Below are 20,880 nucleotides of genomic sequence, written 5' to 3' on the forward strand. Positions count from 1 at the left end.
ACATACTGACCGAACCGATCGGTCAGCCGTTCAAGCCGCACAGCTTTGGCCGATAATGGATGCAGTTAAGCGTTATAAAGACGAGGAACAGGATGGCCGAAGACCACAACCAACAGTCTGATGCAGCCTCTGACACTCAGAATCAGCCTGCCCCGAAGAAGAAGAGTGCCCGTGGCAAGATCATTCTGACCATTGTCATTGTGGTGCTTGCTGTGGCCGCAGGGGTGTACTGGTTCCTGACGCGCAATGAAGTTGAAACGGATGATGCGTTTACCGCTGGCCGGTCAATTTCGGTTGCGCCGCATGTGGCAGGCTACGTGACTGAACTGCTGGTCAACGACAACCAGTTTGTGCGCAAAGGCCAGCTTCTGGCCCGGATCGACCCGCGTGACTGGAAAGCCGCCCGCGATAAAGCTGATGCGTCCCTTATTCAGGCCAAAGCTGCGGCGCAGGGATACGATATGCTGGCGCAGGTTGCGACACTGGAGTTCCCTGGCCGATTGACGCAGGCGCAAGGCACACTGGCTGAAGCAAAAGCCCAGCTTGTGAAGGCAGAGTCTGACTACAAGCGTCAGCGTTCGGTCGAGCGGGCCGCGACATCGCAGCAGGATATCGACTACGCACGTGCAGCCCTTGATGCCGCCAAAGCCAAAGTGATGGAAGCACAGGGTGCGGTTGAACGCGCCACGCCGGTTAAGCCGAATGTTGAAAATACCCGTATTCAGGTCAGCCAGCAGGAAGGGCAGGTCAAAGGGGCTCAGGCCGATCTGGATAACGCCAACCTGAACCTTGAATGGACTGAAATCCGCGCCCCACATGATGGCTGGATTTCACAGCGTAATGTCGAGCAAGGCAACTACGTTTCGGCTGGTCAGCATATTTTCTCCATTGTGGAGCCAGAAGTCTGGGTTGTGGCCAACTATAAGGAAACCCAGATTACCCGTATGCGTCCCGGCCAAAAGGTTGATATCGCAGTGGATGCGTATTCTTCCATCAAGCTGCATGGTCATATCGACTCAATCCAGAAGGGAACGGGGGCGACCTTCAGCGCATTCCCGCCTGAAAATGCCACAGGGAACTACGTGAAAATTGTGCAGCGTGTGCCGGTTAAAATTCTGATTGATGATGGGCTTGACCCAGACCGCCAGTTGGCCCTTGGCCTGTCCGTTGTGCCCGTGGTGCATGTTGATACCGATGGGCACCCGGATGCCGCACCACGCAACACCGCCCCGGCTGCGACACCAGTGCATGAGACAGCCGTGCAATGAGCGATCAGCCCGACGCAGCCGCGGCGGGGTGGAAGCCGCGCCATAACCCGTGGGCCGTCGCCTTTGTGGTGACAATGGCGGCGTTCATGGAAATTCTGGATACCACCATTGTCAACGTCTCCCTGCCGCATATCGCTGGCAGTCTTTCAAGCACGTATGATGATTCAACCTGGACGTTGACAGCTTATCTGGTGGCCAATGGTATCGTGCTCACCATCTCGGGGTGGTTAGGCAAGGTCTTTGGCCGCAAGCAATATTTCATGATCTGCATCGTGATGTTCACGGTGTCTTCGTTTCTGTGCGGTATGGCTACCAGTCTGGTCGAACTTATTCTGTTCCGCATGATGCAGGGCTTTTTCGGTGGCGGGCTACAGCCCAACCAGCAATCCATTATTCTTGATAGCTTTCCTCCTGAAAAACGTGCTGCGGCGTTTGGTCTGACAGCAATTGCTGCTGTTGTGGGGCCAGTTATTGGCCCGACGCTGGGTGGGTGGATTACCGATAACTTTTCATGGCGGTGGATTTTCTTCATCAACGTACCGTTCGGTTTTCTGACGACACTGGGTGTTGCCACCATGGTGGAAGACCCACCGTGGGCCAGAAAACGCAAAGCGCCAGTTGATGTTATCGGGATCAGTCTGATCACGCTTGGATTCAGTTGCCTTGAAGTCATGGTTGACCGAGGGGAGGACGCAGACTGGTTCGGTTCCACCTTTATTCGCGTCATGGGTGTGTTGGCTGTTCTGGGGCTGGTTGGGGCCGTATTGTGGCTGCTGCACACAGACCGCCCGGCTGTTGACCTGCGTGTGTTCAAGGACCGTAATTTTGCGGTGGGCACGGCGCTTATGGGGGCAATGGGGGCGCTGCTTTATGCATCCGCCATTATTGTCCCGCAGTTTGCGCAGCAGGTTATGGGCTATACCGCAACGCTGTCAGGCTTGATCCTCTCGCCGGGGGGGATTGCAGTTATCATCCTCATCCCCATTGTGGGAAAACTGATGACGTTGATGAGTGTACGCAGCGTTATTGCCCTTGGCTTCACATTGATGGGCTTTGCGCTGTTTTTCTCGGCCAATCTGGTGCCGTTGCTGGACTTCAAGCATCTGGTCATTTTCCGTATGAGCCAGACAGCCTGTCTTGCCTTCCTGTTCGTGCCGCTTTCAACCATTGCGTATTCGACCATCCCGGAACGGTTGAATGCGGATGCATCAGCCCTGTTCAGTATGTCGCGTAACGTGCTGGGGTCTTTGGCAATTTCTGGCGCTACAGCGTTGTTGATGGAACGGAAGCAGGCGCATCAGGCACATATGGTGCACTGGATGACACCGTACCATCAACCGTTTAATGACTATCTGGCACAGGCTAAAACGGTTGCGCAGGCACGCGGCGCGCCGGAACATACGGCAGAAGCAATAGCGCAGCATGTGCAATATCTGGAATTCAGCCGCCAGATTGCGATGCTGACCTATAACGAGGTTTTCTTGATTTTGGAAATAGGCGCGTTTCTGTGCGTTCCTTTCTGCTTCCTGTTCTCGCCCATTAGTGGCAACGGAAAGGCGACTGGCGCGCATTAGCCGTTTGGCCTTGACGTGCAACAAAAAGCCCTGACGGCAGATTTTTCTGCGGCAGGGCTTTTTTTGTGTGATTCAGCATCATTCGTGAATGGTGGAGCCAAATAGGGCGAAGGATGTGTCTGGTGATTCAGGTGCAGTCACAACTTATCAGGCGGATGCAGGCAAGGGAGTGTCTGCTGAGGAAAATTAAAAGCGGGAGTTTCCTGCCATAACATCCTGCACATAATGCGAGATACAGGTGCCATGCAGATGTGCCTTGGCGAGCTATTGGCAGTTGCGCCGTGTGAAGTAACGTTGCCGAGCCGAGCGATTACAGATGCGGGTATGCCCAATTGCAGCACTAAATGAACCCGAAGCACAAAGCCGCGTTATAGAAACAAGGGCCCGGTTAATCGGCCCAAACATGGCTTAGGAGAATTCAGATGGGTGAATTTACTGATAAAGTCAAAGGTGCTGCTGACAAAGTTGTCGGTTCCGTCAAGGAAGGCGTTGGTAAAATGACCAACGACAAAGAACTTGAAGTTGAAGGCAAGGCCCAGCAGCTAAAAGGCAAGGCGGAGCAGGTCAAAGGCACCGTTAAGGGCAAAATTAACGATCTTTGATTTCATGCCGCTATAAACAGCAAAAAGGGTGCCCGGCGAGGCACCCTTTTTTGTGATGGCAAATGATTACCAGCTAAAGCCTATGCTGGCTTGCGCGTTTCGGCGCTCACCATAATAGCAATATTGTCCGTCCGAGCCGTAGGCAAAGCAGTTGGCAACATAGTGTTTGTCAAAAAGATTGCGGACGCTGGCTGATGCTTTCCAGCCATGCAATGATGATGACAGGTTTGATAGGTCGTAACTGATAGATCCGTCAAATAGGGCATATTGCGGCAGCCATACGCTTCCATAGGTTGCTTCACCCCCATAGACCTTGGCCGAATACCGCATGCCGCCACCGAAACCAAACCCTTTCAGTCGGCCGGAAGGCAGTGTGTAGAACGCAAACAGCGTGGCGTTGCCTTTGCTGGACTGAATAAGTGGCTTTCCCGTTGAATCGTCTTTGACTTTCTGGAACCCGACTGCGGCTGTCAGCATAAGGTTGTGGAACGGTTCTGCGTGGGCTTCAAATTCAAACCCGTCTGAATGTACCAGCCCGCTTTGTATATTATAGCCCGTATTCGCCACGGAAACGAGGACATTGCTTTGTTCAATATGGAACCCTGCCGCTGACAGCAGAAGCGAGGTTCCAGGAATTTGATATTTCAGGCCACCTTCAAGCTGTTTCCCGATTGACGGACTGGCTTGATGGAAGCTGCTGCCGCTGTCGTTTGACACAATGCCTGACTGAGGCTGGAAAGATGTTGAATAACTGATGTATGGCGCAAGGCCGAAATCAAAATGATACAAACCGGAGGCCCGCCATGTAATCTGGCTGCTGTTCTGCCGCGTATCAGAGGCTGAAAGATATTCGATCTGGTGAGACCGATACCAGTCATTTCGGATACTGCCTGTTACAATGAAGCGTTTCCACCGAACTTCATCCTGACCGTAGGCCCCGATCTGATGGGAGTCCGTAAGGTATTTTGATGACGGCGTCAGGTCAGGGATAACCATATGATAGTCAGGGTGCAGTACATCCAGATCAGGAGCATCAGCGTAGGCTTCTGAATCTTTGGCCTTCTGCTGCATATAATCAAAGCCAAACATCATTGTATGACGCAGCGGCCCCGTATTGACGTGCCCTTTGAACTGGCTGTCAAAAGCCAGGTTATAAGTGTGTTCTTGCGTGCCATAAGCGGAGCGTGACAGCATCTGACCACTGGTGCCGTCGTCACTGTCGTAATAGCCGTTATTGTAAACGCTACGATATATTGTGCGGATATCATCATAACGACCGCGGGTGGTAAAGCTCCAGTCATCGTTGAAGCGATGGTTGAAGATGTAGGTGATCGCACCCTGTCGGCGGTTGAATTTTTCTGATGGGACATCGCCGTCATAAAAATTACGCGGCAGATAACCGTATGATGCGCGTTTAAGCGAGCCAATAAGAGGCAAACCCCCATATGATCCATTTTCGGGGTCATATTGATAGTTGCCCAGCAGCGTCAGGGTCGTGGGGCCGTCCCCGCCAAAAGTAAAGGATGGACTGATGCTAAAACGCCTGCTGCCGGTTTTACTAAGCTGTGTATGCTGGCCGTTGACTGTTCCATATACACGATAGCGCACAAGGCCATTGTCCGTGGCATAACCGCCGACATCGGCATCGACACGGTACAGATCAAACATGCCACCAGTTGTGTTCACGCCCCCATAAAAGCGTTGGTCGGTCGGTAGCTTGCTGGAAAGCGCAGTCAGACCACCGGGGCTGGACTGCCCATACAGTGAAGACGCTGGACCTTTCAGGAGTTCAACACGGTCAAGTCGGAATGTATCGGTCTGGGCAACAGCAAACCCTGTTGGGCTGTCTTGAATTTTCAGGCCGTCAAGAAACGTCGGTACGGTAAAACCCCGCAACGTAAACAGGTCATAGCGCGTGCCTTCACCGCCGCGGGTGTCAGCGGTGATACCGGCAGAATAGCGCACAGCCTGATTAAGGGTCAGCACACCGCGCACATCCATGTCTTCACGCGTAATGACGCTGACGGATTGCGCTGTTTCGACCAAAGGTGTGTTGGTCTTGGTGGCGGCTGAGGCAATGGTTGATGCCTTGTGCCCGCGCACTTCCACGTGTTCACTTTCGGCCATGTGCTTTTTAGGTGCATTGGTCTTCGTGACTTTGCCAGAAACGGCGCGTGCGGTTTCTTTCTGGTTATCAGCCCGTTTTTCCTGATCGGCTGCCAATGCGGTATCAGCCAACGTCATATAGGACAGAGCCAGAGAGAAAACGGCCGTGTAGAGGAGTCTGCTGCGCTGCATATCGAACTCATTTCGTGACCAGCGTCTCCCGCAGATGGAGGTGCTACGTGCTGGTGTTAAGAATAAGACTTAGTTGCGCGCATAACGATGTTTGAAAGTCGTATCAAGCGATAGGAAGCGGGTTGGCCCAAACGCGATGAAATTCTGCCTGAACGCTACTCTCTTTCAGGCAGTTAGTTGAAACGTTTCAGGTTTCTTGTGCGTTTAGACACAATTTTTGATCATCAAACCCTATGAAGCACCCAAATAGGGAAGTGCTTTTCAGGAAGATGAGGGAGGCTATGCCTGTGTACGAAGTGTGCTGGGGGCAGCCCCAAATGTGCGATGAAACATGGCACTGAAGCTGCTTGCGCTGTCGTAACCCAGATCAAACGCGACCTGGGCAATGGGCTGGCCTGCGGTAATGCGTGATGCGGCTTCTAGAACGCGCAAGCGGCGACGCCATAGCGCGAAGCCCATACCTATTTCCTGCTGAAAAAGACGGGTGAAGGTACGACGCGCCATCCCGGCTTCTTTGGCCCAAAAATCAATATCATGCGTGTCGCCCGGTTGCGCGATAATGGCGTCACACACGCGGCGTAATCTTTGGTCAGCAGGCAGTAAAAGCCGTTCTGCAATGCGTGGCGCGCGGCTTATTTCCTCAACCAGAAGGTGAGCAATAGCAGACATGCGGCTGTCCATGGCGAAGTCGTATTGCATCGCGATGACTTCATCGACCAACCCCTGCATGAGGGAGGAGACATCAAACATTTTGCAGGGCAGTTCGGTCTGCATCAGGGTAGGGTCAACATATACGACCTGAAACCTCAGGTCGGTGCGGCAGATGGCTTCGTGCAGTGTATGGGCTGGCAGCCACATGCCTTGGCCGGGCGAAAGAACAAAGCTGCTGTTGTGGGTATTAACGGTTACGGTGCCAGCCTGAAAAATCGATAATTGCCCGCGATTATGCGTGTGAAAGCGATCAACAAAGCCACCTGCATAATAATCGGAAAAGCCGACCACTGGGGGCGGGTTGAGCGGAAGATCAGCAGTGCGCTTCATGGTGCGTTGATCCTGCTCTGTGCTTTGGAAAATCCTTGCCAGATAAGATGTGCGCGTATTAGCCGTGGTGGAGCAAGGAATTAGTTTTGTGTCGCTTTTGAAAAAGAAGCAAAATCCTGAACCAGTTTTTCATAAATCGGTTTTTTAAAACCGACATTCCGTTCTGGCAGGCTATCAAGGTCAACCCATTGAAAGGCATCAAACTCTGGCGGGTTCTGCGCGGCCAGATTGATATCGTCATCTGTGCCGGTGAACGCAATTGCAAACCATTTCTGGGTCTGGCCCCGAAAACGGCCCCCCAGTGCTTTGCCAATCAGATGCTGCGGAAGATCGTAAGCAATCCAATCAGGATGTTCGTGCAGAATATGCAGTTTATCGGTACCGATTTCTTCCTGAACTTCGCGCAGCACGGCTTCTCGCGGTGTTTCTCCATCATCCATGCCCCCTTGGGGGCATTGCCACACACCTTCTGATAAGGAGCCGCCAACGCCGGGCATATCGGTGCGCCGTGCAATCAGAATTTTACCGTCTGCCCTGAAAATAACGGCCCCCACATTGGGGCGATAGGGCAAGGTCGTAATGTCAGATGTCGTCATCATCAGAAACCAGACTGAAGCGAGTTCTTGTTGTTCCAGTTAGGTGAGCTGAGGTGCACATGCATGTCACCGCTCGGCTTTGTCGGGCCGGAGGGAGCCACGGCCGACGCTGGGGCCGGTGCAACCAGCATGCTGACAGGCACCAACGTAATGCCAACATCTTTCAGATGTGGAATCCACGCCCGCAGGCAGGCCAGTGCCACGGGGCGCAGCGGCCCCATAATGCCAATGGCGCGTCCGTTATGCCGCGCCGCCTGTTGAAGTTTCAGAAGCTGGATGTCGATATTGACAATGTCGGTGTCGGTATTGATGGCAACATCGGCTGTTGCTGTGGTGGGGCCACCCTGGATACTGGCTGCCGGGTTGGCGTTTAGATACAGCAGGCCGCGTTTATCCATGTCCGTCAGAATAGGCGTAAAGGCCGCAGAATGTGCAAATTCACCCCCATTCTGGCCGGAAAAAGCGTTGGTGACACCCACATATCCGGCAAGACTTGAAAGCGCCCACTGGTAATTCTGCATGTTCTGGGAGGCAGATAATGATGCGCCAAGAGCATTCGGCCCAGCATTTGACGGGGCTTTAGGGTCAGTTCCTGCCTTGCCATCCTGCATGGGAAGCGACAGCAGTGTTTCGTGTTTATGATCACGCGCCTGCTGCATCAGGTCTTCCACACCAGACACATAGGGCGAAATAGCCAGTGAAACAGGGCCGGGAAGGGAGGTCATTGCTTCCTGCGTCAGGGCCTGTGACTCGCCAACGCCATCAATCAGGAGGGCAACCTGCGCTGTGCCTGCGGGAACATCGACAACAGGGGCGGCATAAACCTGTCGGGCAACGCGGCCATTTGCGCCGCGCTGTGGCAGCGCATACCCGTTTGCGCCCGCTTTGCGTTCAAGCAGATCAACCTGTGGTGGGGGAATATCGGTTTTGGCCACTTGTGCAGCCCCAGCGTCCCCAGACGGAACGTCGATATCCTGCCCGGCGACCTCACCCCGTGGCGGCCCCATGACCTGAAGCGCGATTGCAAGCACGCCCGCAGCGGCGGCTGTGCCGCCCCAGAAGCGAACAAAGGCCCGACCGGAAGACGGCATCTGCTGCCATAGGGACGTGCTGTGCATAACGGTTATCCTGTTTCGCGCGTTAGTGGTGGGGTGCTTCTTCCTTGGTCACAACCTTTGCTGGCGGCAGGGATGCTGCCGGGTCTGGCGCGGGCAGGCCAGCCATTGACCGCACGACGCGCAAACCCTGCTGAAGCTGGAAGTCAGTCTTCGGTTTGGTGTAGTCAAATTCTGGCCAGTTAGCAGGCGGTTCACCCGCAATATCTTTGGCAATGGCGGGCAGATCCGTGCGCGGGGCCGCCTTGGTCTGGTTCCCGCCCTGATTTTTCAGAATATGCTCCAGATCGGCTTCATGCAGGCTGAAGCCGGGGTCTTCGCGTGTTTCCTTCACAGCAATATCGGGCGTGATGCCCAATCCCTGAATGGAACGACCTGACGGCGTATAGTAGCGTGCGGTGGTCAGACGGATGGCACCATTACCCGGAATGGGCATGATGGACTGCACAGAGCCTTTACCGAACGATTTGGTGCCGACCAGAACCGCCCGCCGATGATCCTGCAACGCGCCGGAGACAATTTCAGACGCGGAGGCCGAACCGCCGTTGATCAACACGACAATAGGTAGACCGTCGGTAATATCGGTGCCGTGGGCGTCCCAACGCTGGCTGTCTTTGGGGTGGCGCGCGCGGGTCGAGACAATTTCACCAGACCGGATAAAGCTGGAGGACACGTCAATTGCCTGATTCAGCAGGCCACCCGGATCATTCCGCAGGTCAAGCACCAGACCGGCCAACTTGCCACCAGCCTGTTGCTTCAACTGGTTGTAAGCCTTCATCAGGCCTTTTTCCGTTTCCTCATTGAACTGGGCAATGCGGATGTACCCGATGCGGTCATACAGCGCGGATTTGATCACTTCGATATGAATGATCTCACGCGTTAAGGTGACGATAATCGGTTTGGGTGTTTTTTCACGGACCAGTGTCAGCGTAATTTTGGTGTTGGGTTTGCCGCGCATTTTCTTCACGGCTTCATCCAGCGGGGTGCCGTCCACGGGGTGGCCATCAACCGCAATAATGTAATCACCCGGTTTGATACCGGCCCGGAACCCCGGCGTCCCATCAACGGGGGAGACAACACGGATATGGCCGTCCTGCTGCTGTAGCTCCAGCCCCAGACCGCCGAATTCGCCCTTCATCTGCACCATCATGTCCGCATATTGTTTTTCGGTCATGTAGGAGCTGTGGGGGTCAAGCCCGGTCAGCATGCCGTTCAGGGCATTGGTAATCAGGTCTTTGTCAGAAACAGGCTCAACATAGTCAGCCCGGACCAGATCAAGCACGGTGCCAAACAGGGTCAGCAGACGGTAGGTTTCTGCATGATTTGTGGTGGGGGAAGCATCAGGCGCTTTTTCAGCCAGAGCGGGGGAGGCGAGCATGCCTGCGCCAGAAAGCGCCCCAGAGTGGGAGGCCACGGCAAGGCCTGCCAGGAAGGTAGCGCCGAGCATCAGACCTGTGCGGAACTTCATGCGATCTCGTCTCCTGTCGCCGGGCGTGGCCCGTGCGGTCGTATCCTGTACTGTCGTCGTGTTGCGCACGGCGGGGTGGTCAGTGCCGGTCAGGCATCGCTCACCCTTTCTGCCTACCATGCGGCAAGAGAGATTAGCGGCTTCTGCCGCTGTAGCAAACTGCCTGTCTGTTTTTCCTTACAGGAATGGGGCCGGGTTGACAGCTTTCTGGCCGTGTCGAAGCTGAATGAACAACGTGCCAGACCCACCCATATGGCCAATCGGTGCGCCTTTTGTCAGGCTTTGCCCCGTTTCAACGTCCAATCCGCCCAGTCCCGCCATGACAAATCGGTAATGCTGACCACAATTCAGAATAATCATCTGCCCGTAGGTTCTGAATGGCCCAGCAAAATCAACACGGCCCGAACACGGCGTGCGCACGCTGGCCCCGGCAGGTGTGCGATAGGTTATGCCTGTGGCCGGACCAGATTCGGTGGCCGAGCCCCAAGTTGAGACCAATGATCCGGCCACGGGGCGTGTGCCTCCGCCGCTAGGCCCGCTGCCGCTGTTGTCGTCAGTGCTGCTGGTGGGTGGGTGTGTTGTATGTTCGCTCAGGCCGGGGCCTGCGGCGGCCTGCATGGCCTGTATTTTGCGGCGTGCTGTGGCAGCCCGTTCTTCTGCCGCGCGGCGTGCGGCTTCATCGCGTGCAGCTTTGTGGGCTTTTTCAGCGGCAGCGACTTCTTTTTGCAGGGCGGCTTCCGCATTGGCCTGCAAGGCATCCAGTCTGGAGACAGCATCTTGCAGGCTGGATGCCTTCCGTGTGGCGTCTTCCAGCCGCAGGGAAGCGGCACGGGCAGCCGCATTAGCCTGCCGCTGGGCATCACGGGCTTTTAGCGCCTGTTGTTTTACAACATCACGCTGTTTGGTTTGCGTTTTTTGCAAACTGCCAAGCTGGGTCAGATGGGTGGTCAGTTCTGTATCGAGAGCCGTCAGTTTTTCCTGCCGTGTGCGCATGTCTTCGGCCTGATGCTCCAGCTCACGCGAAAGCCCCCGTAAGACAAGAAAACCCGTAACGGCTTCACCCTGCGGCACGGGCGCAGCCAGTAGGGTATCTGACGGATACAGCGATAGACGTTCAGCCAATGGTAAAACCGGAGACAGAGCCTTGGCGTCTTCCTCCAGCGCGGCGCGTAGGCTGGCCTGTTCTTTTCTGATTTCCGTAATCCGGGAATCGAGGTCTGCTATCTGCTGTTCCGTTGTTTGAAGCTGGGATGTTGCCGCAACTGTGGCTGTGGAGAGGGCTGCGGCTTTGGCAGCACTTTGAATTGCCAGTGTTTGTGCCGCTTCATTTTTTGCACGGGACGCCTCGACAGCCGCTGCTTGTGCCGCTTTCTGCCTGTTTACAGTGTCCCGTTGTGCCTGCGTGGTTTGCAGGGCTTCACGGGCCTGTTTGACCGATTGTTCGGCTTGAAGTTCGGCTTTGGTGGAGGGCGTACTGGCCTTGCCGCTGCTGGCCGCCCCTGAGCTGCCGCTATGGCCTATCGTATGGTGAGGGGACGTTTTTTTACTGTTGCGCGTATTTGTGTGCCTTTGGGCAGACGGCTTGTGCGCACTGTTTTTATGGTCAGCAGCCCAAGTGCCGTCGCTTAATACGGTTCCCCCTGCCAGCATCAAGGCAGCAAGCCCGCAACGCCACATCCGGGTGGAGCCATGCGGGCGAGCAGATAAAGGATGAGGCAGGGTGAAAGGCATTCAGTCGGTTAACAGGGAAGTGCCGGTCATGTCATCCGGTTTGGGCAGGCCCATCATGTCCAGCAAAGTAGGGGCGAGATCAGCCAGCCTGCCGTCTTTCAGTTTTTTTGAACCGACATTGAAGGCCACCAGCGGTACCACGTTCAGGGTGTGGGCTGTGTGCGGCACCCCGGTATCGGGGTCTTTCATGGTTTCGCAGTTACCGTGATCAGCCGTCACCAGCAGAGAACCGTTCTGTTTTTTCAGGGCTTCGAGAATACGGCCTACGCCGGTATCGACCGTTTCAACCGCTTTGATTGCCGCTTTCAGCACTCCGGTGTGGCCTACCATGTCCGGGTTGGCGAAGTTCAGGACAATCAGATCGTATTTGCCGCTTTCAATGGCGTGCACGGCTTTGTCTGTCAGTTCCGGGGCTGACATTTCAGGCTGCAAATCGTAGGTCGCCACTTTGGGGGACGGCACCATGATGCGGTCTTCCCCTTCAAACAGCATTTCCCGGCCGCCGTTCAGAAAATAGGTGACGTGCGGATATTTTTCCGTTTCTGCCATACGCAACTGCGTGCGTCCTGCGCGGGAGACCACTTCACCCAGAATGTTGGTGAGTGTTTCAGGCGGAAAGAGGATGGAAATCCGTTCCACCAGTGTGTCGCTGTAATGGGTCATGCCCAGAACGGTTGAGAATTTGACGATTGTACTGCGTGCAAAGCCATCAAAATCCGGTTCTACCATGGCATCCAGCAACTGGCGGATACGGTCGGCACGGAAGTTGAAGCAAAGAACACCGTCTCCATCCTTCATGCCGGTGTAACCGCTCAGAACAGTCGGGAGAATGAACTCATCCGAAATGTCGGCCTTATAAGCATTGGCAATGACATCCTGCGCGGATGCCGCTTCCGGGCCTTTGGCGCTGACAATTGCGTCATAAGCTTTTTCAACACGGTCCCAACGTTTGTCGCGATCCATGGCGTAGTAGCGGCCGGAAACCGTGGCGAGTGTCACACCTGCAGGTAGGTCGGCCTGAAGTTTTTTCAGGTAATCCGGTGCGGAGCGCGGAGGAGTATCGCGGCCATCTGTAAAGACGTGGAAGGCAACAGGAATACCAGCGTCTGCCACAATGCGTGCCAGATAGACTGCATGATCCTGATGCGCATGGACACCACCGGGGGAGACGAGGCCCATCAGATGACAGGTGCCGCCCGTTTTTTTCAGCGTGGCGAGGAAATCCTGCATGGGGGCACCACGGGCAACCGAGCCATCACGCAGGGCCGTGAAAATGCGCGGGAGTTCCTGCATGACCACGCGTCCGGCCCCAATGTTCAGATGCCCGACTTCCGAATTGCCCATCTGCCCTTCTGGCAGGCCAACGTCCTCACCGCAGGTGCGCAGAAAGCTGCGCGGCGCTGTTTCCCACAGGCCGTCAAAAATAGGGGTATGTGCAAGCTGCACGGCGTTGTCAGAGGAGTCTTCCCGCCAGCCGAAGCCGTCAAGAATGACGAGCATAACAGGGCGGTGGTTCTGCTGGGCGGATGATGCGCTCACGGGGGCATGCCTTCTTATGTTTTTTTGTTGGGAAGATCATGCCACCAAAGTGGCTCTGTCACCAAGTCTATAAGGCGTTTTTTCCGGTGAGGGAGCGTTGCCTGAAACAGAGCTTCACGGCTTTAGTCGGGAAGATAAGAAAAAACGAAAATGCTTGGGGAAACAGCAGATTTCCGTCTTGAAGAGATGCAGGTCAGGCGCGTTACGCCACGAAGTGCTGCATTTTTTGCATGGAGCGGTATAATTTTTGCAAGTAGGTTTCTTCGCGCTGGATGCTGTCCCGATATTGATGAGACGTATACAAACAACCCGCAAAAAATAGGGCAAGTGTTAGGCGATCCTACCAGAACGAGGAAGCACGGATAAAGCCGATCAATCGGGACCGACTTTATCCGTGCAAAATCCGTCAGGCGCGACGCACGATGTAGGAATGACCGAGCGCCTTGGTAATCAGGGCTGCATGTTCAGGGTCACGGGCTTCAATCATGACTTCCAGTTCTGCTGCCTGAACCGACGGGGCAGCAAACAGGCGCTGATGGGACACTTCGATAATGTTGCCGCCAGCTTCCCCAATGGTTTTGGAAATATCAGCCAGCACGCCGGGGCGGTCAGGAATTTCCATCACCAGCCGCAGGATACGGCCATCACGCAGCATGGCGCGCAGCAGGGTATTAGCCAGAATACGGCTGTCAATATTGCCACCAGAAACAGGCAGCGCGACTTTGCGGCCCCGGAACAGATCCGGGTAGGTCAGCACAGCGGCCAGAGCCGCAGCCCCAGCCCCTTCGCTGATCTGTTTTGCGCCTTCCGCCAGCAGGGTAATGGCGGTTTCCACCGCACATTCTGGCACCACCAGAACCTTGGAGGCCAGTTTTCTGATGACTTCGTCAGGCGCTTTGCCAATCTGAAGAACAGCAATGCCCTCCGCAATGGTGGAGCCACCATTGGGGTGTGTTGCCGGACCGGGAAACGCCGACAGGGAATCATACCCCTCAACCTGCACGCCAATCAGTTCCACATCCGGGCGCAGGGCACGGGTTGCAACGGCGCAACCGCTTAACAGGCCGCCGCCGCCAATGGGGGAGACGAGCATATCAAGCGGGCCTGCATCTTCCAGCAGCTCAAGCGCGCAGGTGCCCTGCCCAGCCATGACGGCGGGGTCATCATACGGGTGAATGAAAGTGCGGCCTTCCCGGGCCTGAAGATCCTGCGCGAACAGCAGGGCTTCGGCAAAGCTTTCACCCTCCAGCACCACGCGCGCACCCCAGTTGCGGGTGCGTACAACTTTACCCGCGGGTGTGAACTTGGGCATGACAATAACAGCGTCAATGCCCAGCAGACTGGCGTGACGCGCCACACCCTGTGCATGATTCCCGGCCGAGACGGCAATCACGCCGCGCTGGCGTTCTTCCGGTGTCAGCAGGGCCAGCTTGTTTGCCGCCCCACGTTCCTTGAATGAGCCAACGGCCTGAAGGTTTTCAAGCTTCAGGGTAATGTCAGCGCCGGTCGCTTTTGAGAGCGCGTGAGAGGAAATCGTGGGCGTGCGGATAACATTGCCCTTGATCCGCTCCGCCGCGGCCGTGATGTCCTCAAACGAGATCATATCAGATAAATTTCACAGACAGGATTTCATACGTCCTGTCACCGCCCGGTGCCGGAACGGAAACGCTGTCACCCTCATGCTTGCCGATCAGGGCTTTGGCGAGCGGCGAGGAAATGGACAGAAGGTTCTGTTTGATGTCAGCTTCATGCATGCCAACAATCTGGTAGGTGGCTTCTTTATCCGTGTCTTCATCAACTACGGTAACGGTGGCCCCAAACTTCACCTGGTCACCAGACAGCGTGGTGGGGTCGATCACTTCGGCGGTCGAGATGATTTCTTCCAGCTCCAGCACGCGCCCTTCGGTAAAGGACTGACGTTCACGCGCAGCGTGGTATTCCGCGTTTTCTGACAGGTCGCCATGGCTGCGGGCTTCCGCAATGGCGCGGATAATGGCAGGACGCTCAACGGATTTGAGTCTGCGCAGTTCGTCTTCAAGCCGCTGCAAGCCCTTGCCCGTCATCGGAGTTTTCTGCAAGGCGTATCCCCAAAGTGATTTGGCCAGCACGTAGGCTGGCATTAAAGTTACACAAACAAGCGGGCACGCACCGCACCGCTAAAAAGCGGGCAGCCACCCGTCCGGAGCAGGGCGGGCAGGCTGTTAGACCTGCCCGTTCTGATCAGAATGTGCCGCTAAAGTATGACTGAAGTGGCGCAACATCAAGCGGTCCTTCCCGCATGGCGGCAATTGCATGAATTGCAGCACGTGCTCCAGCCATTGTTGTGTAGTGCGGAATACCCAACACCAGAGCCGAACGGCGGATGTCAAAACTGTCGGCAACGGACTGTGCGCCCTGCGCCGTGTTGATGACCATCTGCACATCGCCTGACCGAATGGCGTCCACACAATGCGGGCGGCCTTCCAGCACTTTATTGACCAGTGAGACTTCAATACCAGCGTCACGCAGCTTTTTGGCTGTGCCGCGTGTGGCCAGAATTTTCAGCCCCATTTTGATCAACTGGCGGCCAAGGGCTGGCAGGTGCGGCTTGTCGCTTTCGCGCACGGACAGGAATACCGTGCCTTCTGTCGGCAGGCGTACACCAGCCCCAAGCTGGGATTTGGCAAATGCACGCTCGAACGATGTATCCAGACCCATCACTTCGCCGGTTGAGCGCATTTCCGGGCCAAGAATGGTGTCAACTTCCGCAAAGCGGTTGAAGGGGAAGACGGCTTCCTTGACTGCCACGTGCGGGGTTACCGCGCGGTCATCCAGATTGAAGTCGCTCAGTTTTTCACCAGCCATCACCCGTGCGCCAATCTTGGCAACCGGAACGCCTGTGGCCTTGGCCACAAACGGCACGGTGCGCGAGGCACGCGGATTAACTTCCAGAACGAAAATTTCCTGATCCTTAATGGCGTACTGCACGTTCATCAGGCCAACAATGCCCAGTTCGCGTGCCATGGCCTCGGTCTGGGCTTTCAGTTCCGTTACAATGGCGGGGGAGAGTGTGTAGGGTGGCAGGGCGCAGGCACTGTCACCAGAATGGATGCCCGCTTCTTCAATATGCTCCATCACGCCAGCCACATAGACTTCTGTGCCGTCTGAAATGCAGTCAACATCGGCTTCAATGGCTTCGTTCAGGTAACGGTCAATCAGCACGGGGCCAGATGCGATTTCATGCCCGGCCAGTTGCAGTGCCACGCGCATGTAGCGTTGCAGGGATGTGCGGTCATACACAATTTCCATGGCCCGACCGCCCAGAACGTAGGACGGACGCACAACAACCGGGTAACCAATGCGTTCGGCCACATCTTCCGCTTCCTGAGGGGAGCGGGCAATGCCGTTGGCAGGCTGGCGCAGGCCAAGCGTGTGCAGCATGGACTGGAAGCGTTCACGGTCTTCTGCACGGTCAATGGCGTCAGCCGGGGTGCCCAGCAGCGGGATACCGGCTTTTTCAAGCGCATGGGACAGTTTCAGGGGTGTCTGGCCACCATACTGCACGATGCAGCCTTTGACCTTACCCTTGACCTGCTCACGACGGATCAGCGCAATGACGTCTTCTTCCGTCAGGGGTTCAAAATACAGGCGGTCAGACGTGTCATAGTCAGTTGAAACCGTTTCCGGGTTGCAGTTGACCATGATGGTTTCAAAACCAGCTTCACGCAGGGCGTAGGCTGCATGCACACAGCAGTAATCGAATTCAATCCCCTGCCCAATCCGGTTAGGGCCGCCACCCAGAATGACAATCTTTTCCCGATCGGTTGGGTCAGATTCACAGGTTGGAGGCGCGAACATGCCTTCATAGGTGGAATACATGTAAGGCGTGCTGGATGCGAATTCGCCCGCGCAGGTATCAATGCGTTTATAAACCGGGGTAACGCCAGCTTCCGTGCGCAGTTTGGCTACTTCATCAGCCTGAAGGCCGGAAAGGCGGGCAAGCTGCACATCGGAAAAGCCGAGGGCTTTCAGGCGGCGCAGGCTCTGTGCATCGCGCGGCAAGCCGTGATTTTCAATCTGACGTTCGGCATGAACAAGCTTTTCAAGCTGGCGCAGGAACCACGGCTCAAAACGGCAGGCTTCATTGATGTCTTCAACCGAAAGGCCAGCACGCAGCGCCTGTGCCGCCATAAGAATACGTTCCGGGCGCGGCTGGGACAGTGCTGCGCGGAACGCATCTTCGCCGCCATCACCCGGCACTTCGACCGGATCGAGCCCATGCAGCCCTGTTTCCATGGAGCGCAGACCTTTTTGCAGCGCTTCCGGGAAGGAGCGGCCAATGGCCATGGCTTCGCCCACAGATTTCATGGAGGTGGAGAGCAGGGCTGGCGCACCGGGGAATTTTTCAAACGTGAAGCGCGGAATCTTTACCACAACGTAATCAATCGTCGGCTCGAACGATGCCGGAGTAGTTGTGGTGATGTCGTTCTTCAGTTCGTCCAGCGTGTAGCCAACAGCCAGCTTTGCCGCGATTTTCGCAATCGGGAAGCCGGTGGCTTTTGATGCCAGCGCCGAGGAGCGGGACACACGGGGGTTCATTTCAATAACCACCATGCGGCCATCTGCCGGGTTGACGCCAAACTGCACGTTTGACCCACCTGTTTCCACGCCAATGGCACGCAGACAGGCCAGCGACGCATCACGCATGCGCTGATATTCTTTGTCTGTCAGCGTTAGCGCCGGGGCAACCGTAATGGAGTCACCCGTGTGGATGCCCATTGGGTCAATATTTTCAATGGAGCAGACAATAATGCAGTTGTCCGCTTTGTCGCGCACAACTTCCATTTCGTACTCTTTCCAGCCCAGAAGAGATTCTTCAATCAGCACTTCTGTGGTGGGGGAGGCATCCAGACCCGATGTGACAATCTGTTCAAATTCTTCACGGTTGTAGGCAATACCGCCGCCAGAACCACCCATGGTGAAAGAGGGGCGGATAATTGTGGGGAAGCCGATCTTCTTCAGTGCTTCCTGTGCTTCGGCCATGGTGTGGGCAATGAAGCTGCGGGGGCTTTCAATGCCGATGGCATCCATGGCTTCACGGAATTTCTGACGGTCTTCCGCACGGTCAATCACTTCCGCATCTGCGCCAATCAGTTCGACCCCGTGCTTCTTCAGAAAGCCGGAGGCATCAAGTGCCATGGCGGTGTTCAGCGCGGTCTGTCCACCCATGGTTGGCAGCACGGCATCCGGCTTTTCTTTCAGGATGATGCGTTCAACACATTCCGGGGTAATCGGCTCGACATACGTTGCGTCCGCCAGACCGGGGTCAGTCATGATGGTGGCAGGATTGGAGTTAACCAGAATAACCCGGTAGCCTTCTTCCCGCAGGGCTTTACAGGCCTGCGCACCGGAATAATCGAACTCGCAAGCCTGACCGATTACGATGGGGCCAGCGCCAATGATAAGGATGGAGCGAATATCTGTCCGTTTGGGCATGATGCGTTCAGTCCTGACAGGTAGCCCGCAAGGGGCTGAAAAAGCGGGAAAAAGACGGGGTAAGATCGGCCGTAACCATGTGCGGGCACATGGCTGGCTGGGTCAGATCAGTTTTTGCCAGCATGGGCATCAATCATCGCCACAAACCGTTCAAACAGATAAAAGCTGTCAGACGGGCCAGGACTGGCTTCGGGGTGATACTGCACGGAAAATGCGGCGTAGCGGTCAGAGGCCAGACCTTCGTTTGATCCATCAAACAGGCTGACATGGGTCACGTGTGCATCAGCAGGCAGGCTGTCTGCATCAACCGCAAAGCCATGGTTCTGGCTGGTGATTTCCACACGCCCAGTTGACAGGTCTTTTACCGGCTGGTTGGCCCCACGGTGCCCACGGTCCAGCTTGTAGGTCTTGCCACCCAGCGCTTGCGCCAGAAGCTGGTGCCCAAGGCAGATACCAAACAGCGGGATACCGGCGTCAAGCACACCCTTGATGGCAGGTACGGCGTAAGTGGCCGTTGCAGCCGGGTCACCCGGACCGTTGGAAAGGAACACGCCTTCCGGCTTCAGGGCCAGAATTTCTTCTGCGCTGGTGGTGGCAGGCACAACCGTGACATCACATCCGGCGGCAACAAGGCAGCGCAGAATGTTGCGTTTGGCGCCGTAATCAACAGCCACAACCTTGCGGCGCGGGCCAGAGACCGGGCGCGTGCCAGCAGGCCATTCCCACACGCTGTCAGCCCATGTGTAGGGGGCCTTGCACGTGACTTCCTTTGCAAGGTCCATGCCTTCAAGGCTTGGCCACGCCTTGGCGGCGGCCTCAAGCGCGGGCAGGTCAAACTTGCCATTTTCCGGGAAGAACAGGGCTGCATTCTGCGCGCCCTGATCACGAATTTTCAGGGTCAGGGTGCGGGTATCAATCCCGGCGATACCCGGCACGTCACGCTTTTTCAGCCACGCATCCAGGCTGGCGGTTGAACGCCAGTTGGCTGGGTCTGTAATGTCTTCCTTGACCACCAGACCGCGGGCCGCAACTTTATCAGCTTCGTCATCTTCGCCAGTGGTGCCCACATTGCCGATATGTGGAAACGTGAAGGTAATAATCTGCCCGGCAAAGGATGGGTCAGTCAGGGTTTCCTGATACCCGGTCATGCTGGTGGAAAAGCAGATTTCCCCAATGCTGGGCTGCTGGGTGAAGGCACCAAAGCCTTTGCCCCACAGAATGGTTCCGTCTGCAAGAACAAGGGCGGCTGTTGCGCCATCCGGGCGGGCATCGGGCATGGATGATCCTGTTATGCTGCCTCCCGTCGGGGAGGATTTGTCTGGAAGCGTGGACTCTGAGGGCTGAAGGTCAGCCAGGGAAAGGCCTGCGGTTTGTGCAATAATGGGCCAGTGGCGGGAAGGAATGGCCTGCGCCTGCCGCCATTTGCGAATGGCTTCCGTGCCAACGCCGGTCAGACGGGCTGTTGCTTCGGGGCCACCTAGTCGGGCAATGATGGTATCGATTGACATGGGCATGGCTTAGTTGTTCCTCCCGTGGCACATCATCTAGCAGTCTGTAAGCAAGGTGGGAAGAAATTTCCCACTTGGCAAAGGGCTTTCTCTGGATGGGTGGGAAGTTTTTTCCCGCATGATGAGTTTTTGCCACGGTCCAGCGTGGTATCGCGTTACGGAATAATTAAAGGAGAATGAGGGATCATGTCTTTACGTGAACGCCTGATGGCTGATCTGAAAACGGCAATGAAAGCCGGAGAAAGCGGGCGTGTCTCGACCATCCGCATGATCACTGCAAAACTGAAGGATGTTGAAATTGCTGGCCGTGCCAAGGGTGCGGAAGGTCTGAACGAAGACGAAGCGATTTCCGCCCTGCGCGGCATGGTGAAGTCCCGCACCGAATCCGCCACCATGTATCGTGACGCTGGCCGCCCAGAACTGGCGGAAAAGGAAGACGGTGAAATTGCCGTTATCCGTGCCTATCTTCCTGCTGAAATGGATGATGCGGCTCTTGCTGCCGCTGTGGACGAAGCGATTGCTGCCACGGGTGCTGCTTCCATGAAAGACATGGGCAAGGTGATGGCGGCCCTGAAAGCCAAATTTGGCGCCGAGCTTGATATGGGTCGCGCCAATGGCACCGTAAAAGCCCGCTTAAGCTAAGTAAGGCGCATAATAACAGTGCG

General features: G+C 55.9%; 15 protein-coding genes. 4 read left to right on the forward strand and 11 right to left on the reverse strand.

From position 1 onward, the window contains the following. The first annotated feature begins 92 nt into the window (after positions 1–92). The 3 genes from Abin_RS06110 (at position 93) to Abin_RS06120 (ending at position 3,444) form a co-directional block, all read left to right on the forward strand. Positions 93–1,268 (forward strand): HlyD family secretion protein, encoded by a 1,176-nt coding sequence (locus tag Abin_RS06110; RefSeq protein ID WP_048845439.1) that lies wholly within the window; start codon positions 93–95, stop codon positions 1,266–1,268. Further along, a complete protein-coding gene (locus Abin_RS06115; RefSeq protein ID WP_048845440.1) occupies positions 1,265–2,842 on the forward strand; it encodes a DHA2 family efflux MFS transporter permease subunit in 1,578 nt (525 codons plus the stop codon). The genes Abin_RS06110 and Abin_RS06115 overlap by 4 nt, the downstream gene beginning before the upstream one ends. A gap of 422 nt (positions 2,843–3,264) precedes the next feature. Beyond that, positions 3,265–3,444 (forward strand): CsbD family protein, encoded by a 180-nt coding sequence (locus Abin_RS06120; RefSeq protein ID WP_048845441.1) that lies wholly within the window; start codon positions 3,265–3,267, stop codon positions 3,442–3,444. A gap of 66 nt (positions 3,445–3,510) precedes the next feature. Here the strand turns inward: Abin_RS06120 and Abin_RS06125 are convergent, their stop codons facing one another. The 11 genes from Abin_RS06125 to carA form a co-directional block, all read right to left on the reverse strand. Beyond that, entirely contained in the window at positions 3,511–5,742 is a 2,232-nt protein-coding gene (locus Abin_RS06125; protein ID WP_048845442.1) for a TonB-dependent siderophore receptor, read from the reverse strand. A 279-nt stretch (positions 5,743–6,021) separates the two neighbouring features. Next, a complete protein-coding gene (locus Abin_RS06130) occupies positions 6,022–6,783 on the reverse strand; it encodes an AraC family transcriptional regulator (RefSeq protein WP_048845443.1) in 762 nt (253 codons plus the stop codon). An 80-nt stretch (positions 6,784–6,863) separates the two neighbouring features. Then, positions 6,864–7,379, reverse strand: coding sequence for an RNA pyrophosphohydrolase (locus Abin_RS06135; RefSeq protein ID WP_048845518.1), 516 nt, complete (start codon positions 7,377–7,379; stop codon positions 6,864–6,866). A 2-nt stretch (positions 7,380–7,381) separates the two neighbouring features. After that, on the reverse strand, positions 7,382–8,497 hold the full coding sequence (locus Abin_RS06140; RefSeq protein WP_048845444.1) for a divergent polysaccharide deacetylase family protein: 1,116 nt from the start codon (positions 8,495–8,497) through the stop codon (positions 7,382–7,384). A 22-nt stretch (positions 8,498–8,519) separates the two neighbouring features. Continuing rightward, complete coding sequence (locus Abin_RS06145) at positions 8,520–9,962, reverse strand: S41 family peptidase (protein ID WP_048845445.1); 1,443 nt, start codon at positions 9,960–9,962, stop codon at positions 8,520–8,522. A gap of 177 nt (positions 9,963–10,139) precedes the next feature. Beyond that, entirely contained in the window at positions 10,140–11,693 is a 1,554-nt protein-coding gene (locus Abin_RS06150; protein ID WP_052948173.1) for a murein hydrolase activator EnvC family protein, read from the reverse strand. Further along, positions 11,694–13,193 (reverse strand): 2,3-bisphosphoglycerate-independent phosphoglycerate mutase, encoded by a 1,500-nt coding sequence (gpmI, locus tag Abin_RS06155; protein ID WP_048845446.1) that lies wholly within the window; start codon positions 13,191–13,193, stop codon positions 11,694–11,696. It abuts the gene before it with no gap. A gap of 445 nt (positions 13,194–13,638) precedes the next feature. Further along, positions 13,639–14,835 (reverse strand): threonine ammonia-lyase, encoded by a 1,197-nt coding sequence (locus Abin_RS06160; RefSeq protein WP_048845447.1) that lies wholly within the window; start codon positions 14,833–14,835, stop codon positions 13,639–13,641. Between the two features lies 1 nt (position 14,836). Beyond that, the gene (gene greA / locus Abin_RS06165) at positions 14,837–15,310 is read right to left on the reverse strand and encodes a transcription elongation factor GreA (RefSeq protein ID WP_048845520.1); all 474 of its coding nucleotides are present in this window, start codon (positions 15,308–15,310) and stop codon (positions 14,837–14,839) included. Between the two features lie 142 nt (positions 15,311–15,452). Next, positions 15,453–18,707, reverse strand: coding sequence for a carbamoyl-phosphate synthase large subunit (carB, locus tag Abin_RS06170; protein ID WP_048845448.1), 3,255 nt, complete (start codon positions 18,705–18,707; stop codon positions 15,453–15,455). A 107-nt stretch (positions 18,708–18,814) separates the two neighbouring features. Then, complete coding sequence (gene carA, locus Abin_RS06175) at positions 18,815–20,221, reverse strand: glutamine-hydrolyzing carbamoyl-phosphate synthase small subunit (protein ID WP_048845449.1); 1,407 nt, start codon at positions 20,219–20,221, stop codon at positions 18,815–18,817. Positions 20,222–20,401: 180 nt separating this feature from the next. Between carA and Abin_RS06180 the strand changes: the two genes are divergently transcribed. After that, positions 20,402–20,857, forward strand: a complete 456-nt coding sequence (locus Abin_RS06180; RefSeq protein WP_048845450.1) for a GatB/YqeY domain-containing protein — start codon at positions 20,402–20,404, stop codon at positions 20,855–20,857. The last annotated feature ends 23 nt before the right edge of the window (positions 20,858–20,880 follow it).

Source organism: Acetobacter indonesiensis (assembly GCF_000963945.1).
Taxonomy (GTDB): Bacteria; Pseudomonadota; Alphaproteobacteria; order Acetobacterales; family Acetobacteraceae; genus Acetobacter; species Acetobacter indonesiensis.

What these genes read in the sequence shown, in the direction of transcription:
- Abin_RS06140 (WP_048845444.1), bottom strand. Translation starts at nt 8,497, where the DNA reads ATGCACAGCACGTCCCTATGGCAGCAGATGCCGTCTTCCGGTCGGGCC.
- gpmI (WP_048845446.1), bottom strand. Translation starts at nt 13,193, where the DNA reads ATGCTCGTCATTCTTGACGGCTTCGGCTGGCGGGAAGACTCCTCTGAC.
- Abin_RS06180 (WP_048845450.1), top strand. Translation starts at nt 20,402, where the DNA reads ATGTCTTTACGTGAACGCCTGATGGCTGATCTGAAAACGGCAATGAAA.
- Abin_RS06110 (WP_048845439.1), top strand. Translation starts at nt 93, where the DNA reads ATGGCCGAAGACCACAACCAACAGTCTGATGCAGCCTCTGACACTCAG.
- Abin_RS06135 (WP_048845518.1), bottom strand. Translation starts at nt 7,379, where the DNA reads ATGACGACATCTGACATTACGACCTTGCCCTATCGCCCCAATGTGGGG.
- Abin_RS06120 (WP_048845441.1), top strand. Translation starts at nt 3,265, where the DNA reads ATGGGTGAATTTACTGATAAAGTCAAAGGTGCTGCTGACAAAGTTGTC.
- Abin_RS06145 (WP_048845445.1), bottom strand. Translation starts at nt 9,962, where the DNA reads ATGAAGTTCCGCACAGGTCTGATGCTCGGCGCTACCTTCCTGGCAGGC.
- Abin_RS06150 (WP_052948173.1), bottom strand. Translation starts at nt 11,693, where the DNA reads ATGCCTTTCACCCTGCCTCATCCTTTATCTGCTCGCCCGCATGGCTCC.
- carA (WP_048845449.1), bottom strand. Translation starts at nt 20,221, where the DNA reads ATGCCCATGTCAATCGATACCATCATTGCCCGACTAGGTGGCCCCGAA.
- Abin_RS06115 (WP_048845440.1), top strand. Translation starts at nt 1,265, where the DNA reads ATGAGCGATCAGCCCGACGCAGCCGCGGCGGGGTGGAAGCCGCGCCAT.
- Abin_RS06125 (WP_048845442.1), bottom strand. Translation starts at nt 5,742, where the DNA reads ATGCAGCGCAGCAGACTCCTCTACACGGCCGTTTTCTCTCTGGCTCTG.
- Abin_RS06160 (WP_048845447.1), bottom strand. Translation starts at nt 14,835, where the DNA reads ATGATCTCGTTTGAGGACATCACGGCCGCGGCGGAGCGGATCAAGGGC.
- carB (WP_048845448.1), bottom strand. Translation starts at nt 18,707, where the DNA reads ATGCCCAAACGGACAGATATTCGCTCCATCCTTATCATTGGCGCTGGC.
- Abin_RS06130 (WP_048845443.1), bottom strand. Translation starts at nt 6,783, where the DNA reads ATGAAGCGCACTGCTGATCTTCCGCTCAACCCGCCCCCAGTGGTCGGC.